General features: G+C 65.3%; 12 protein-coding genes. All 12 read left to right on the top strand.

Annotated elements, in window-relative coordinates; translation table 11 throughout:
* Window positions 1-43: 43 nt before the first annotated feature.
* The 12 genes from ACV229_RS05195 to ACV229_RS05140 all read left to right on the top strand — a co-directional run bounded on the left by ACV229_RS05195 (window position 44) and on the right by ACV229_RS05140 (window position 15496).
* Entirely contained in the window at window positions 44-1243 is a 1200-nt protein-coding gene (locus ACV229_RS05195; protein ID WP_448082053.1) for an ABC transporter substrate-binding protein, read from the top strand.
* A gap of 150 nt (window positions 1244-1393) precedes the next feature.
* Entirely contained in the window at window positions 1394-2278 is an 885-nt protein-coding gene (locus ACV229_RS05190; RefSeq protein WP_448082052.1) for a branched-chain amino acid ABC transporter permease, read from the top strand.
* Window positions 2278-3252 carry a branched-chain amino acid ABC transporter permease gene (locus ACV229_RS05185; RefSeq protein WP_448082051.1) on the top strand — a complete coding sequence of 325 codons (975 nt, stop codon included), beginning with the start codon at window positions 2278-2280 and terminating at the stop codon, window positions 3250-3252. The genes ACV229_RS05190 and ACV229_RS05185 overlap by 1 nt, the downstream gene beginning before the upstream one ends.
* A gap of 1238 nt (window positions 3253-4490) precedes the next feature.
* The gene (locus ACV229_RS05180) at window positions 4491-5648 is read left to right on the top strand and encodes an ABC transporter substrate-binding protein (protein ID WP_448082050.1); all 1158 of its coding nucleotides are present in this window, start codon (window positions 4491-4493) and stop codon (window positions 5646-5648) included.
* Between the two features lie 211 nt (window positions 5649-5859).
* Window positions 5860-6915 carry a branched-chain amino acid ABC transporter permease gene (locus ACV229_RS05175; protein WP_448082049.1) on the top strand — a complete coding sequence of 352 codons (1056 nt, stop codon included), beginning with the start codon at window positions 5860-5862 and terminating at the stop codon, window positions 6913-6915.
* Between the two features lie 4 nt (window positions 6916-6919).
* Entirely contained in the window at window positions 6920-8704 is a 1785-nt protein-coding gene (locus tag ACV229_RS05170) for a branched-chain amino acid ABC transporter ATP-binding protein/permease (protein ID WP_448082048.1), read from the top strand.
* On the top strand, window positions 8704-9459 hold the full coding sequence (locus ACV229_RS05165; RefSeq protein WP_448082312.1) for an ABC transporter ATP-binding protein: 756 nt from the start codon (window positions 8704-8706) through the stop codon (window positions 9457-9459). The genes ACV229_RS05170 and ACV229_RS05165 overlap by 1 nt, the downstream gene beginning before the upstream one ends.
* 484 nt (window positions 9460-9943) lie before the next feature.
* Window positions 9944-11914 (top strand): tRNA uridine-5-carboxymethylaminomethyl(34) synthesis enzyme MnmG, encoded by a 1971-nt coding sequence (mnmG, locus tag ACV229_RS05160; protein ID WP_448082047.1) that lies wholly within the window; start codon window positions 9944-9946, stop codon window positions 11912-11914.
* The gene (gene rsmG, locus ACV229_RS05155; protein WP_448082046.1) at window positions 11911-12597 is read left to right on the top strand and encodes a 16S rRNA (guanine(527)-N(7))-methyltransferase RsmG; all 687 of its coding nucleotides are present in this window, start codon (window positions 11911-11913) and stop codon (window positions 12595-12597) included. The genes mnmG and rsmG overlap by 4 nt, the downstream gene beginning before the upstream one ends.
* A gap of 53 nt (window positions 12598-12650) precedes the next feature.
* Complete coding sequence (locus ACV229_RS05150) at window positions 12651-13427, top strand: ParA family protein (RefSeq protein WP_448079652.1); 777 nt, start codon at window positions 12651-12653, stop codon at window positions 13425-13427.
* 31 nt (window positions 13428-13458) lie between these two features.
* Complete coding sequence (locus ACV229_RS05145) at window positions 13459-14352, top strand: ParB/RepB/Spo0J family partition protein (RefSeq protein WP_448082045.1); 894 nt, start codon at window positions 13459-13461, stop codon at window positions 14350-14352.
* A gap of 13 nt (window positions 14353-14365) precedes the next feature.
* Window positions 14366-15496: an SLC13 family permease gene (locus ACV229_RS05140; protein WP_448082044.1), complete on the top strand. Its 1131-nt coding sequence runs from the start codon at window positions 14366-14368 to the stop codon at window positions 15494-15496.
* Window positions 15497-15943 lie beyond the last annotated feature (447 nt).

Raw genomic sequence — 15943 nt, 5'->3', positions numbered from 1 at the left:
GCTCTCGAATAACCACAACGCATCAGAAGAACAGGAGACGTCAATGAAAATGAAGACCCTCGCACGCGCCTGTTTCGCGCTTGCGGCCGCCGCGTTCACCGCCGGCGCCGCGCAGGCCGCGGACACCGTGAAGATCGGTTTCATCACCGACATGTCGGGGCTTTACGCGGACATCGACGGCCAGGGCGGCCTCGAGGCGATCCGCATGGCGGTCGCCGATTTCGGCGGCAAGGTGCTCGGCAAGCCGATCGAGGTCGTGTACGCCGATCACCAGAACAAGGCGGACATCGCGGCGTCGAAGGCGCGCGAATGGATGGATCGCGGCGGGCTCGACCTGCTCGTCGGCGGCACGAATTCGGGGACGGCGCTGGCGATGAACCAGGTCGCGGCGGAGAAGAAGAAGGTCTACATCAACATCGGCGCGGGCGCGGACACGCTGACGAACGAGCAGTGCACGCCGTACACGGTTCACTACGCGTACGACACGATGGCGCTCGCGAAGGGCACCGGCTCGGCCGTGGTGAAGCAGGGCGGCAAGTCGTGGTTCTTCCTGACCGCCGACTACGCGTTCGGCAAGGCGCTCGAGAAGAATACGTCGGACGTCGTGAAGGCAAACGGCGGGCAGGTGCTCGGCTACGTGCGGCACCCGCTGTCGGCGTCGGACTTCTCGTCGTTCCTGCTGCAGGCGCAGTCGTCGAAGGCGCAGATCCTCGGCCTCGCGAATGCGGGCGGCGACACGATCAATGCGATCAAGGCCGCGAAGGAATTCGGCATCACGAAGACGATGAAGCTCGCCGCGCTGCTGATGTTCATCGACGACGTGCACAGCCTCGGCCTCGAGACGACGCAGGGCCTCGTGCTGACCGACAGCTGGTACTGGAACCGCGACCCGGCGTCGCGCCAGTGGGCGCAGCGCTACTTCGGCAAGATGAAGAAGATGCCGTCGAGCCTGCAGGCAGCCGACTATTCGTCGGTGACGACGTACCTGAAGGCCGTGCAGGCGGCCGGCACGACCGACTCCGACAAGGTGATGGCCGAGCTGAAGAAGATGAAGATCAACGATTTCTACGCGAAGGGCTACATCCGCGCGGACGGCAGCATGATCCACGACATGTATCTGATGGAGGTGAAGAAGCCGTCCGAATCGAAGGAGCCGTGGGATTACTACAAGGTGCTCGCGACGATTCCGGGCGAACAGGCATTCACGACGAAGCAGGAAACGCGCTGCGCGATGTGGAAGTAAGCGCGCTGCCGCGGCGCGCGGCCTGATGCGCGCCGCGGCAGCGGGCAGGGTGGGGCGGCCGGATTCCGGATCGCCCGCGCCGCTGCCCGTGCGCGCGCGGGCAGCACATTGGTTGCGCGCGCAACGAACCTCACTCTGACGGCAGAATCGATGGAAATCTTTGGCATTCCGTTGCCGGCGATGCTGAGCCAGCTGTTGCTCGGGCTCGTCAACGGCTCGTTCTACGCGATCCTGAGCCTCGGGCTCGCGGTGATCTTCGGGCTGCTCAACGTGATCAACTTCGCACACGGCGCGCTGTTCATGCTCGGTGCGATGCTCGCGTGGATGGGCCTGTCGTATTTCGGGCTGCCGTACTGGGCGATGCTGGTGCTCGCACCGCTCGTCGTCGGCGCGTTCGGGATCGTCATCGAGCGCTCGATGCTGCGCTGGCTGTACAAGCTCGACCACCTGTACGGGCTGTTGCTGACGTTCGGCCTCACGCTCGTCGTCGAAGGCGTGTTCCGCTCGATCTACGGCTCGTCCGGCCAGCCGTACGACGTGCCGTCGCAGCTTGCCGGCGCGACCAATCTCGGCTTCATGTTCCTGCCGAACTACCGTGCGTGGGTCGTCGTCGCGTCGCTCGCGGTGTGCCTCGTGACGTGGTTCGTGATCGAGAAGACGCGCCTCGGCGCATACCTGCGCGCGGGCACCGAGAATCCGAAGCTCGTCGAGGCGTTCGGGGTGAACGTGCCGATGATGATCACGCTCACCTACGGCTTCGGCGTCGCGCTCGCCGCATTCGCGGGCGTGCTGGCCGCGCCGGTGATCCAGGTCTCGCCGCTGATGGGCCAGCCGATGATCATCACGGTGTTCGCGGTGGTCGTGATCGGCGGCATGGGCTCGATCCTCGGTTCGATCCTGACGGGCCTGTTGCTCGGCGTGATCGAGGGCTTTACGCGGGTGTTCTATCCGGAGGCGTCGGCGACGGTCGTGTTCGTGATCATGGCGATCGTGCTGCTGATCCGTCCGGCGGGCCTCTTCGGCAAGGAAAAATGATGCAGAGAAAAGTGCTCTACGGCGTGCTGCTCGCCGCACTGCTGGCCGCGCCGTTCATCGGCGCGTACCCGCTGTTCGTGATGAAGGTGCTCGCGTTCGCGCTGTTCGCCGCCGCGTTCAACCTGCTGATCGGCTATACGGGGCTGCTGTCGTTCGGCCATGCGATGTTCCTCGCGACCGCCGGCTACCTGACCGGCTATTCGATGCAGACGCTCGGCGCGACGCCGGAGCTCGGCGTGCTCGCGGGCACCGCCGCGGCGACGCTGCTCGGGCTCGTCGTCGGCTTGTTCGCGATCCGCCGGCAGGGGATCTACTTCGCGATGATCACGCTCGCGTTCGCGCAGATGGTCTATTTCATCTACCTGCAGGCGCCGTTCACGCACGGCGAGGACGGCCTGCAGGGCGTGCCGCGCGGCCGGCTGTTCGGCGTGCTCGACCTGTCTTCCGACCTCACGCTGTACTACATCGTGCTTGCGGTGATCGTCGCCGCGTGCGCGTTCATCGTGCGGGTCGTCCATTCGCCGTTCGGCCAGGTGCTCGTCGCGATCAAGGAGAACGAGGCGCGCGCGATCTCGCTCGGCTACGACACCGACCGCTTCAAGCTGCTCGCGTTCATCCTGTCGGCGGGGCTCGCGGGGCTCGCCGGATCGCTGAAGGTGCTGGTGCTCGGCTTCGAGACGCTCTCGGACGCGTACTGGACGATGTCGGGCCTCGTCGTGCTGATGACGCTGGTCGGCGGGATGGGCACGCTGTTCGGCCCGCTGCTGGGCGCGGCGCTGATCGTCGCGCTCGAGGACCGGCTCGGCGATATCGGCGAATGGCTCGCGTCGGTGACCGGCATCGGCTGGTTCCACTCGCTCGGCGAGTCGGCGACGATCGTCACGGGGCTGATCTTCATCGCGTGCGTGCTCGCGTTCCGGCGCGGGATCGTTGGCGAAATGATCGCGCGGTACAAGCCGCTGAGGGCCTCTTGATTGATGCGCAGCACCATCGGACGATGGTTGCGGGCGCATCGACGCGCCTTCCGGCCGGCGTTGCGGAGTGTTTTGCTGCCCCATTTTCGTGCGGCAATGCACCATAGGGGTAAATGCTAAGTTGCCGCAGTGTGAAAGCTCCTTTAATCTTCGTCTCAGTTCTGATGCACCGCGAAACGATTTTTGCAGGTGGAGAACGAGGAGACAATCGAGGCACAAAGTGCCCGGACCCAAAGCGCTGTTGGACGGAATCCAACAGCGCTTTTTCATTTGTGTGCGCGTTTTCCTGCCGATGGTGCATCCGCCGGCGACGCGTTCCTTCCTGCGGTCGCCGTCCGGCGCACTGTCTCTTCCGCTTTCTCGCTTTTTCGCTTTCTCGCTTTCTCGCTTTCTCGCTTTCTCGCTTTCTCGCTTTCTCGCTTTTTCGCTTTTTCGTTTTTTCGTTTTTTCGTTTTTTCGTTTTTTCGTCTTGCGATCGCGTCACGTCGCGAACCCGTGCCTGCTTCGGGCTTACCCGGTTGGCGCGCGCAGAAGGCGTCCGTTACACTCGCCTTTCACCGACCGAGCGGTCGGGAATACGGTCGGCAGTTCTCCTACAAGCAGAATGCAGAAGAGGGAGTACGGTTGGATGAAAAGCGCAGCACGGCGGATCGGAGTCGGGGTGGCGGCAGGGGCCGCCGACGCATTGCGACGCGTGCGGACGGGCACGGTGACCGGCGCCAGGACGTCTGCGACGGTTGCTGCCTCATCGGGCTGCGTGACGGGCTCCGGAGCCCGCCTGCGCGTCCTGAAACGGTCGCTGGGGGCGACTCGCGCGATTCTGATCCATGTCGAACTGGCGGGCGCGCGACACGCATGAGCGTCCCGTTTTTCGTCGAACAATTCTGCCGCCGTGCTTCATGCACGGGCCGCCTGACGGCCCGGCGGCGCAATGGCGCTGCTCTGGGCCTGTCCCTGTCACGATCCCCGCACATTCATGCTGGCGACACGCCGTCCGCAGATCGTTGCGTACGTCCCCGACTTCTGTTTCGTGCACAACGACCGGCGAGCGGCCTGCGGTGCGCCGCGCCGGGTTGGGCTGCCCGGGCCGCGAGCGGTGCGGCGCAGGCCAGCGGCGTTTCACGGGAAAACGAGCGTAGGCGCGGTCATGCCGGATAGTTAAATTATTAACTTGTTTGGAGAGCGGGCGCCGCCCGAGCGCCCCCGAGGATTTTTCGAGCAGCGTTTGGAGACACTTGATGAAAATGAATCGATGGATGGAGGCCGTGCTCGCCGCGGGCCTCGTGTGTGCGGCGGCGAGCGCGTCGGCGCAGGTGAAGATCGGCGTGACGCTGTCAGCCACCGGGCCGGCCGCGTCGCTCGGCATCCCGGAAAAGAACACGATCGCGCTGCTGCCGAAGGAAATCGCGGGCAAGAGCGTGCAGTACATCGTGCTCGACGACGCGTCCGACACGAGCCGCGCGGTGCAGAACGTGCGCAAGCTGATCGACGAGGACCACGTCGACGCGATCATCGGTTCGTCGGTCACGCCGAACTCGCTCGCGATGCTCGACCCCGTGTCGCAGGGCAAGACGCCGGCGATTTCGCTCGCGGCGAGCGCGCAGATCATTTCGCCGATGGACGCGAAGCGCGCATGGATGTTCAAGGTGCCGCAGAACGACCGGCTGATGGCCGACGCGATTGCCGGCTATATGGCGAAGCACGGCGTGAAGACGGTGGGCTTCATCGGCTTCGCCGACGCATACGGCGACAGCTGGTTCAGCGCGTTCAGTGCGGCCGCCGCCGCAAACGGGATCAAGATCGTGTCGAACGAGCGCTTTAACCGCACCGATGCGTCGGTGATGGGGCAGGTGCTGAAGCTGATCGGCTCGAACCCCGACGCGGTGCTGATCGGCGGCTCCGGCACGCCGGCGGCGTTGCCCGCGAAGACGCTGAAGGAGCGCGGCTACAAGGGCAAGGTGTACCAGACCCACGGCGTCGCGAACAACGACTTCCTGCGCGTGTGCGGCAAGGATTGCGAAGGCGAGATCCTGCCGGCGGGCCCCGTGCTCGTGACCGACCAGTTGCCGGATTCGAACCCGGTGAAGAAGCCGTCGCAGGCGTACCGGGCGGCCTACGAGAAGGCGTACGGCGCCGGCTCGGTGTCGACGTTCGGCGGCCATGCGTGGGACGCGGGGCAACTGCTGCAGCGCGCGATTCCCGATGCGCTGAAGAAGGGGCAGCCGGGCACCGAGGCGTTCCGCGAAGCGTTGCGCGCGTCGCTCGAGAACGTGAAGGATCTGCCCGTATCGCACGGCGTGATCAACATGACGCAGACCGATCACAACGGCTTCGATACGCGCGCACGCGTGATGGTGCAGATCGTCGACGGCAAGTGGAAGCTGCAGGCCGAGTGAGTTCCACGTGAATGGGGCAGGCGCGCGCGTCGTGAAGGGCGCTGCGCGCCGTCCGCCGGTGACCGTGCGTGGCGGTCATCACGCATCCCGTGAACGGTGATTCAATCGATCGTGCGTGCGCGCACCGCGTCGTGCCGCATGGCATCCCGGCCCGCGTTCCGCCGTCCGGCGATCGCCGTTCCTCCCGCAGCCTTCTCGATACACGAAACGTATGGATCTCTCGATTGCGGCGATCCTCGCGCAAGACGGCATCACGACCGGCGCCATTTATGCATTGCTGTCGCTGGCGCTCGTACTGGTGTTTTCCGTCACGCGAGTGATCTTCATTCCCCAGGGCGAGTTCGTCGCCTACGGTGCGCTGACGCTGGCCGCGTTGCAGGCGCAGAAATTTCCCGCCACCTGCTGGCTGCTGTTCGTGATGGGCATCGCGTGCTTCGTGGTCGAAGTCGGCGGCCTGCTCCGGCATCGCGAGCGGCGCCACCAGCTCGGCCGCACGCTGACGACGCTCGGGAGCCGCTACGTGCTGTTGCCGCTTGCGGTGCTCGCGGTCACGCGCGGCGTCGCCTCGCAGCCGCTGCCGATGCTCGCGCAGATCGCGCTGACGCTCGCGATCGTCGTGCCGATGGGGCCGTTCGTGTACCGCCTCGCGTACCAGCCGATCGCCGAGGCGACGACGTTGCTGCTGCTGATCGTGTCGGTCGCCGTGCATTTCGCGATGGTCGGCCTCGGGCTCGTGATGTTCGGCGCCGAAGGGTCGCGCACCAATGCGTTCTCGGATGCGTCGCTGTCGATCGGGAGCCTGACGGTGTCGCTGCAGAGCATCCTGGTGGTCGTCACCGCGTTCGTGATGATCGCGGCGCTCTACCTGTACTTCGGCCGCACGATCGCCGGCAAGGCGCTGCGCGCGACGTCGGTGAACCGGCTCGGCGCGCGGCTCGTCGGCATCGGCACGACGGAAGCGGGGCGGCTCGCGTTCACGCTCGCGGCAGCGCTCGGTGTGCTGTCCGGCATCCTCGTCGGTCCGCTGACGACGATCTACTACGACTCGGGCTTCCTGATCGGCCTGAAGGGCTTCGTCGGCGCGATCATCGGCGGGCTCGTCAGCTATCCGCTCGCGGCGGCCGGCTCGCTGCTCGTCGGCGTGCTCGAATCGTATTCGTCGTTCTGGGCGAGCGCCTACAAGGAGGTGATCGTGTTCACGCTGATCATTCCGGTGCTGCTGTGGCGTAGTTTCGCGACGCCGCACACGGAAGAGGACGAGGAGTGACCCGATGAAGACATTGGTGCGCAACAAGACGTTCTGGCTGTTTCTCGTGGTGCTGTTCGCGCTGCCGGTGCTGCCCGGCGTACTGCGGGTGCCCGAATACTGGATCACGCTGCTGAACTACATCGGCCTCGATGCGATCGTCGCGATCGGGCTCGTGCTGCTGACGGGCGTCGGCGGGATGACGAGCTTCGGGCAGGCGGCGTTCGTCGGGATCGGCGCGTATGCGACCGCGTACCTGACGACGGCCTATGGTGTATCGCCCTGGCTCGCGCTGATCGCCGGCGTCGTGCTGACGGGGCTCGTCGCGCTCGTGCTGGGCGCGGTGACGATGCGGCTGTCGGGGCACTTCCTGCCGCTCGGCACGATCGCGTGGGGGCTCGCGCTGTTCTACCTGTTCGGCAATCTCGAGCTGCTCGGCAAGTACGACGGGATCAACGGCATTCCGGCGCTGAACCTGTTCGGCATCGTGCTCGACAGCGGACGCAGCCTGTATTTCCTGATCTGGGCCGTCGTGCTGGCGGCGATCCTGTCCGTGCAGAACCTGCTGAACAGCCGGCCGGGCCGTGCGATTCGCGCACTGCGCGGTGGCGGCGTGATGGCCGAGGCGATGGGCGTGAACACCGCGTGGATGCGGGTCGTGATCTTCGTCTACGCGGCGGTGCTCGCGGCGATTTCGGGCTTCCTGTACGCGCACCTGCAGCGTGCGGTGAACCCGACACCGTTCGGCCTGAACCACGGGATCGAATTCCTGTTCATGGCGGTGGTCGGCGGCGTCGCGCATGTGTGGGGCGCGGTGCTCGGCGCGGCGATCCTCACCGTGCTGCAGGACTATCTGCAGACGCTGCTGCCGAAGCTGCTCGGCGCCGAAGGCAACTTCGAGATCATCGTGTTCGGCGTCGTGATGGTGCTGCTGCTGCAGTACGCGCGGCAGGGCGTCTGGCCGTTCGTCGCGAGACTGTTTCCACGTGGACCGCGAGCGCACGTGCCGCATGACGCCGATCCGTTGCCGCAGCGCACCAAGCCGGCCACCGGCGAGACGCTGCTCGTCGTCGACAACGCGCGCAAGCAGTTCGGCGGGCTCGTGGCCGTCAACGACGTGAGCTTCGAGGTCAACGCAGGGCAGATCATCGGCCTGATCGGGCCGAACGGCGCCGGCAAGTCGACCACGTTCAACCTCGTGACGGGCGTGCTGAAGCCGACGGGCGGCACGATCACGTTCCGCGGCGAGCGGATCGACGGCCTGACGTCGCGCGAGATCGTGCGGCGAGGGATCGGCCGCACGTTCCAGCACGTGAAGCTGCTGCCCGGGATGACGGTGCTGGAAAACGTCGCGCTCGGCGCGCATCTGCGCGGCACGACCGGCGTCTGGCGCAGCATCGCGCGGCTCAACGCGCACGAGGAGGCGCAGTTGCTGGCCGAGGCGGCGCGCCAGATCCGTCGCGTCGGCCTCGAGAACCACATGTATGACGAAGCGGGGAGTCTCGCGCTCGGCCAGCAGCGGATTCTCGAAATTGCCCGCGCGCTGTGCTGCGATCCGACGCTGCTGCTGCTCGACGAGCCGGCCGCCGGGCTACGCTACAAGGAGAAGCAGCAACTGGCGGACCTGCTGCGGCGGCTGAAGGCGGAAGGGATGAGCGTGCTGCTTGTCGAGCACGACATGGATTTCGTGATGAATCTCACCGATCGGCTGGTGGTAATGGAGTTCGGCACGCGGATCGCGGAAGGGCTGCCACAGGACGTGCAGCAGGACCCGGCAGTACTCGAAGCCTATCTGGGCGGGGTGGAATGATGACGGACACAACGACGCCGATTCTCGACGTGCACGGGCTCGCAGTCCGGTACGGCAAGGTGGAAGCGCTGCACGGCGCGGCGATCAAGGTCGGCGCGGGCCAGATCGTCAGCGTGATCGGGCCCAATGGGGCCGGCAAATCGACGCTGCTGAACGCGATCATGGGGGCGTTGCCGGTGACCGGGCACGCGGCGGGCGCGATCGTGTATCGCGGCACCGATGTTGGCGCGCTGCCGATCGAGCAGCGCGTCGCGCGCGGCATGTGCCTCGTGCCGGAAAAGCGCGAGCTGTTCGGCACGATGTCGGTCGAGGACAACCTCGTACTCGGCGCTTATCGGCGCAAGCAGGCGGGCGTAGCGAACTTCCTCGACCAGCTCGATCACGTGTTCGCGCTGTTTCCGCGGCTGAAGGAGCGACGCAATCAGGCGGCCGGTACGCTGTCCGGCGGCGAACGCCAGATGCTGGCGGTGGGGCGGGCGCTGATGGGCAAGCCCGACCTGCTGATGCTCGACGAGCCGAGCCTGGGCCTTGCACCGCTGATCGTGAAGGAGATTTTTCATATCATCAGCGCGCTGCGGGGCACCGGCGTGGCGACGCTGCTGATCGAGCAGAACGCGCGGGCGGCACTGCAGATCTCCGACTACGGCTATGTACTCGAAACGGGGGAGTTTGCGCTGGAAGGGCCGGCGAGCGAGCTTGCGCAGAATCCGCGCGTGATCGAAACGTACCTCGGGCTGGCGAAGAAGACGGCTTGAGTGGCGTGATCGGCGGGAAACGGGCGGCGTGTTTCACGTGAAACACGCCGTTTTTGTTTTTTGGGTGGGGCGCATCGATGCAGGCCGCGGCCGGGAAGTGATGGTGGCAGGCGCTGCTGTCACGACTACACAGCGTGGGGATAAGTGCCGGACGAACGATCGGAAATCCTGTGAAAAGGGGCGGATGCGGCTCACACAGGTGCCGTTGCCGGACCTTTGTCCTGATCGGGTGTGGATAGTTGCTTGTCCACAGGGCGGCTTCCCGTGCATGCTCATTGCACAGCGCCAACGGTATCCCGTACACCCGCGGACGCGTCACTGGAGCGGGTTGGGCAGCACAGATTCGCCGATCGACCGGGAAAAATCGGCGAAATGAACTGACCCTTCCATTCGGACGACCTTCGGGCGAAAAGCGAACCCGCTATAATTCGGCCCATACATTTCTCAGATAGGTTCGTGCGCCGTCCTGCGTACGGAATCCACCATGCTTTATCCCACAGAATTTGACGTCATCGTCGTCGGCGGCGGTCACGCCGGCACCGAGGCCGCTTTGGCGTCCGCCCGCATGGGCGTGAAGACGCTGCTGCTGACTCACAACATCGAAACCCTCGGGCAGATGAGCTGCAATCCGTCGATCGGCGGCATTGGCAAGGGCCATCTGGTCAAGGAAGTCGATGCGTTGGGCGGCGCAATGGCCGCAGCGACGGATGAGGGCGGGATCCAGTTCCGGATCCTCAATTCGTCGAAGGGCCCGGCCGTGCGCGCGACGCGCGCACAGGCTGACCGCATCCTGTACAAGGCGGCGATCCGTCGCCGACTCGAGAATCAGCCGAACCTGTGGTTGTTCCAGCAAGCGGTCGACGATCTGATGGTCGAAGGGGACCGTGTGGTGGGCGCCGTCACACAGATCGGCATCCGTTTTCGCGCGCGTGCTGTGGTGTTGACCGCCGGGACCTTCCTCGACGGCAAGATCCACGTCGGCCTGAACAACTACACTGGTGGGCGAGCAGGGGATCCGGCGGCTGTGACGCTGTCCTCGCGTCTGAAGGAGCTGAAGCTGCCGCAAGGGCGGCTGAAGACCGGGACACCGCCTCGTATCGACGGCCGTTCGATCGACTTCTCGAAGCTGGAAGAGCAGCCGGGCGATCTCGATCCGGTTCCTGTGTTCTCGTTCCTGGGCCGAGCGGAGCAGCATCCGCAGCAGATGCCGTGCTGGGTCACGCATACGAACGAGCGCACGCACGACATCATCCGCGGCGGCCTCGACCGCTCGCCGATGTATACAGGCGTGATCGAAGGTGTCGGGCCGCGTTACTGCCCGTCGATCGAGGACAAGATCCACCGTTTCGCGTCCAAGGAATCGCACCAGATCTTCCTCGAGCCGGAAGGGCTGACGACCAATGAGTTCTATCCGAACGGGATCTCGACGAGCCTGCCGTTCGACGTGCAGCTCGAGCTCGTGCATTCGATGCGCGGCCTCGAACAGGCGCATATCCTGCGCCCGGGCTACGCAATCGAGTACGACTACTTCGATCCGCGGGCACTGAAGGCGTCGCTGGAGACCAAGGCGATCAACGGTCTGTTTTTTGCGGGCCAGATCAACGGGACGACGGGTTACGAAGAAGCGGCGGCGCAGGGCTTGCTGGCGGGCGTGAATGCGGGCCTGTACGTGCAGGAGAAGGACGCCTGGTGCCCGCGCCGTGACCAGGCTTATATGGGCGTGCTGGTCGACGATCTGGTGACGCGTGGCGTCGCCGAGCCGTACCGGATGTTCACGAGCCGCGCGGAGTACCGGCTGAGCCTGCGAGAAGACAACGCGGACATGCGCCTGACCGAAGTCGGCCGCGAGCTGGGTCTGGTGGACGACGTGCGCTGGGACGCATTCTGCCGGAAGCGCGACGCTGTTTCACGTGAAACCGAGCGCCTGAAGTCGACGTGGGTCACACCGAAGACGCTGCCGGCCGACGAGGCGGTCGCACTGCTCGGCAAGGCGATCGATCACGAATACAGTCTGGCTGAACTGCTGCGTCGGCCCGGCGTCAACTATGACGGCGTGTGCGGCCTGAAGGGCGGCGAGTGCGGTCCGGCGGAGTCGCTGGCCGACGATCCGGTCCTGCTTGCGCAGATCAAGGAGCAGGTCGAAATCGGCATCAAGTATCAGGGCTACATCGATCGCCAGGCGAGCGAGATCGAGCGCAACGATGCGAACGAAAACACACGTCTGCCGGACGGCATCGACTACCGCGAAGTGCGCGGGCTGTCGTTTGAGGTGAGCCAGAAGCTGAATCAGTTCCGACCGGAAACGATCGGGCAGGCGTCGCGTATTTCGGGTGTGACACCGGCGGCGATCTCGCTGCTGATGGTGCACCTGAAGCGCCGCGGCCTCGGCCGCCGCAACGGTGCCGCAGACGCGGCCGTGGAGCAGGGGGACAGCAGTGTCCCGACGCAACAATGACGGCGCGTCGCGCGCCGGCGGTTAATCGGGATGTACTGGAGCGGATGCTCGTCGACGGCGCCAACACGCTTGACGTCGCGCTGACGGATACCCAGCGAAACCAGCTGCTCGACTATGTCGCGCTGCTGGCGAAGTGGAACGCGGTCTACAACCTGACCGCGATTCGCGATCCGCAGCAGATGCTGATCCAGCACATCCTCGATTCGCTGTCGATCGTTCCTCATCTGCGCGGCCGTGCATCGGCGCGCGTGCTCGACGTCGGTTCGGGCGGCGGTTTGCCGGGCATCGTGCTGGCGATCGTCCAGCCGGACTGGCAGGTCACGCTGAACGACATCGTCCACAAGAAATCCGCTTTCCAGACGCAGACCCGGGCCGAGCTGAAGCTCGCGAACCTGTCGGTCGTCACCGGGCGCGTGGAAACGCTGCAGCCTGGCGTCGACGTGCAGAAAAAATTCGATGTAATCGTTTCGCGCGCTTTCGCGGACCTCTCCGACTTCGTTAAACTTGCTCGACATCTGGTTGCGCCGGGCGGTGCGATCTGGGCAATGAAGGGCGTGCACCCGGACGACGAGATTGCACGGCTGCCCGGCGGCAGTCACGTGAAGCAGACCATTCGGCTGGCGGTGCCGATGCTCGATGCCGAACGGCATCTGATCGAAGTCACCGTCGACGACGCGATTTGATGGCGCGCCGAGCGGCGCGCCGATTGTTTGAAGGTACGAGGAACACATCAACGATGGCAAAGATCTTCTGCGTTGCGAACCAGAAGGGGGGCGTCGGCAAGACGACGACAACGGTCAATCTCGCCGCAAGCCTGGCAGCGCATGAGCAACGCGTCCTGCTGATTGACCTCGACCCGCAGGGCAACGCGACGATGGGCAGCGGGATCGACAAGGCTGGCGTCGAGTCGACCGTGTACGAGGTGCTGGTCGACGGCTTATCGGTCGCGGACGCGCGCGTGCGCCCCGAATCGGTGACGTACGACGTACTGCCTGCGAACCGTGAGCTGTCCGGCGCGGAAATCGAACTGATCGGCATCGAGAATCGCGAGCGTCAATTGAAGGCGGCGCTCGAACGCGTTGCCGACGATTACGACTTCGTGCTGATCGACTGTCCGCCGACGCTGTCGCTGCTGACGCTGAACGGCCTGTGCGCGGCGCACGGTGTCGTGATTCCGATGCAGTGCGAATACTTCGCGCTCGAGGGTCTGTCGGATCTCGTCAACACGATCAAGCAGGTGCACGCGAACATGAACCGCGACCTGAAGATCATCGGGTTGCTGCGGGTGATGTTCGATCCGCGCATCACGCTGCAACAGCAGGTTTCCGATCAACTGAAGGCGCACTTCGGCGACAAGGTGTTCGACGCGGTGATTCCGCGTAACGTCCGTCTGGCCGAAGCGCCGAGCTACGGTCTGCCCGGTGTCGTGTTCGACCGCAGTTCGCGTGGTGCGCAAGCCTATCTCCAGTTCGGCGCCGAGATGATCGAGCGCGTGCGCACATTCGATGCGTGATCCGGACACGAGCGAAGCGAGGAAGAAAGACATGAACGCGGTGCCAAAGAAGAAAGGGTTGGGGCGTGGCCTCGAAGCGCTGCTAGGTGGCAGCGCCGACATCACCGAAGCGGTGAAGATCGAGGGCGCACCGAACACGCTCGCACTGGCGAAGCTGCAGGCCGGCAAGTATCAGCCGCGGACGCGGATGGACGAGGGCAGCCTGCAGGAGCTGGCGGCAAGCATTCGCGCACAGGGCGTGATGCAGCCGATTCTCGTGCGGCCCATTTCATCAGATAAATACGAGATCATCGCCGGTGAGCGGCGTTTCCGTGCGGCGCGACTCGCTGGTCTCGACGAAGTGCCGGTGCTGGTGAAGGATGTGTCGGATCAGGCCGCCGCTGCGATGGCGCTGATCGAGAACATCCAGCGCGAAGACCTGAATCCGCTCGAAGAGGCGCACGGCATCCAGCGCCTGCTCGACGAATTCCATTTCACGCACGAGCAGGCGGCCGAATCGGTCGGCCGCTCGCGCAGCGCGGTGTCGAACCTGCTGCGCCTGCTGAATCTCGCTGCACCGGTGCAGACGATGCTGCTCGCCGGCGATCTCGACATGGGCCATGCGCGCGCGCTGCTCGCGGTCGATGCCGCGACGCAGATCACGCTCGCGCACCAGGTCGTCAACAAGCGGATGTCGGTTCGCGAGACCGAAAAGCTCGTCACGCAGACGACGAAGGAAGCGCCGGCGGTCAAGGCGCGCGCGAAGGACGATGGCGGCCGCGACACGCGCCGTCTTGAAGAAGAGCTGTCCGACCTGCTGGCGTCGACGGTGAAAATCAAGCTTGGCCGCCGCGGGCGGGGGCAGGTGATGATCGATTTCGGCAACCTCGATGCGCTCGAGGGCATCCTTGCGCGCCTGCGCGGCAACGTGACGGCAGAAGAGTAACGAGGCGGTACCGATGGACAATTCGGGCGCACCGGCAATGCGCCGGTGGTTCGGCTGGCTCGCGCAGGAACCTGTGCTGTCCGTGCTGGCCATCGGTCTCATTCTCCTGCAATGGTTGCATCCGCAACCATTCGCAGTGCTTGTGAATCGCGTCGACTGGCAGACGGTCGCGACGCTCGCGGGCCTGCTGATGCTGACGAAGGCGCTCGAGCTTTCCGGGTGCCTGATGTGGCTTGCGCATCGCATCGTGCATCACGTGCATTCCGAGCGCGCGCTTGCGATGCTGCTCGTCGTGTTCGCCGCTGCGCTCGCGATGTGGCTCACCAATGACGTCGCGCTGTTTGTCGTCGTCCCGTTGATGGTGTCGTTGCGTGCGCTGGCGCCGCTGCCGTTCCGGCGGCTCGTGATCGTCGTCGCGCTGGCCGTCAACGCGGGGTCGGTCGCGACGCCGCTCGGCAATCCGCAGAACCTGTTCCTGTGGCAGTTGAGCGGCGTGTCGTTCGGCCGCTTCGTGCTCACGCTCGGCCCGCTGGCGATTGCGCTGATGGCGCTGCTGCTCGCGGTGACCGCCTGCGCGTTTCGCGCCAAGCCGCTCGACCTGTCCGGCGATGTCGTCGCGTTGCCCGTGCGGCGCATGCAGGCACTTGTCGCGGGCGCGCTGTTCGCCGCGTTCGTGCTGCTCGCCGACGCGCACCATGCGTTGCCGGGCCTGATCGCGGTTGCTGTCGTGCTGCTCGTCGTGCGACGCGACGCCGTGCTGAAGATCGACTGGCTGCTGCTGCTGATTTTCGTGCTGATGTTCGTCGTGCTGCGCAGCGCGGCCGCGCTGCCTGCGGTGCATGACGCGATCGCAGGCGCGCGCCTCGACTCGCCGCTACGCGTGTTCATTGCCGGCGCGGGGCTGTCGCAAGGCATCAGCAACGTGCCGGCCGCGATCCTGCTGTCGGAATTCACGCAAGACTGGCGCGCGCTGGCGTTCGGTGTGTCGGTCGGCGGGTTCGGCGTGGCGATCGGGTCGCTCGCGAACCTGATCGCCGTGCGGCTCGCAAAGGAGCCGCGGATGTGGCTGCCGTTTCACCTCGTGTCGATCCCGTTCGCGATCGTGAGCGCGGTGCTCGGTGCGTGGCTGCTCGTTCACGGTTGAGCTTCGCATCACGGTGACCTTCCGTGGCGGCGGTTCCGGTGATATGCCCGCGGCGGGTGATATATCCACAGGCGGCACATCCGCAGGCGACACCGCTGTCTGTACGGACCTACAGGCAATGCGTCCACGCGCGATTCCTCCACAGCCGGCGCATCCGCATGCCATGCATTCATCGTGACTCATGCACAGCCGAGGCATCCACAGCCGAAGCATCTGCAGCCGAAGCACCCGCAGCCGGTGCACCCACAGCCGGTGCACCCACAGCCGGTGCACCCACAGCCGGCGACAGCCTATGCGCCCAAAGGCGGTGCGTCCGCGTGTCGGGTACCCAAGATGGTGCGTTTGCGGGTGACCTGCCCACAGGGGTGAATCTGTGGCGATATGCGCTCGGCGGCATATTGGCAGTGAAGAGTCTGCGATAGGGCGGAGAGGCGCTGACCGACCTGC

Source organism: Burkholderia sp. MR1-5-21 (assembly GCF_053427715.1).
Note: the sequence above shows the minus strand (reverse complement) of the source record. Positions and strands in the feature narration are given on the sequence as shown.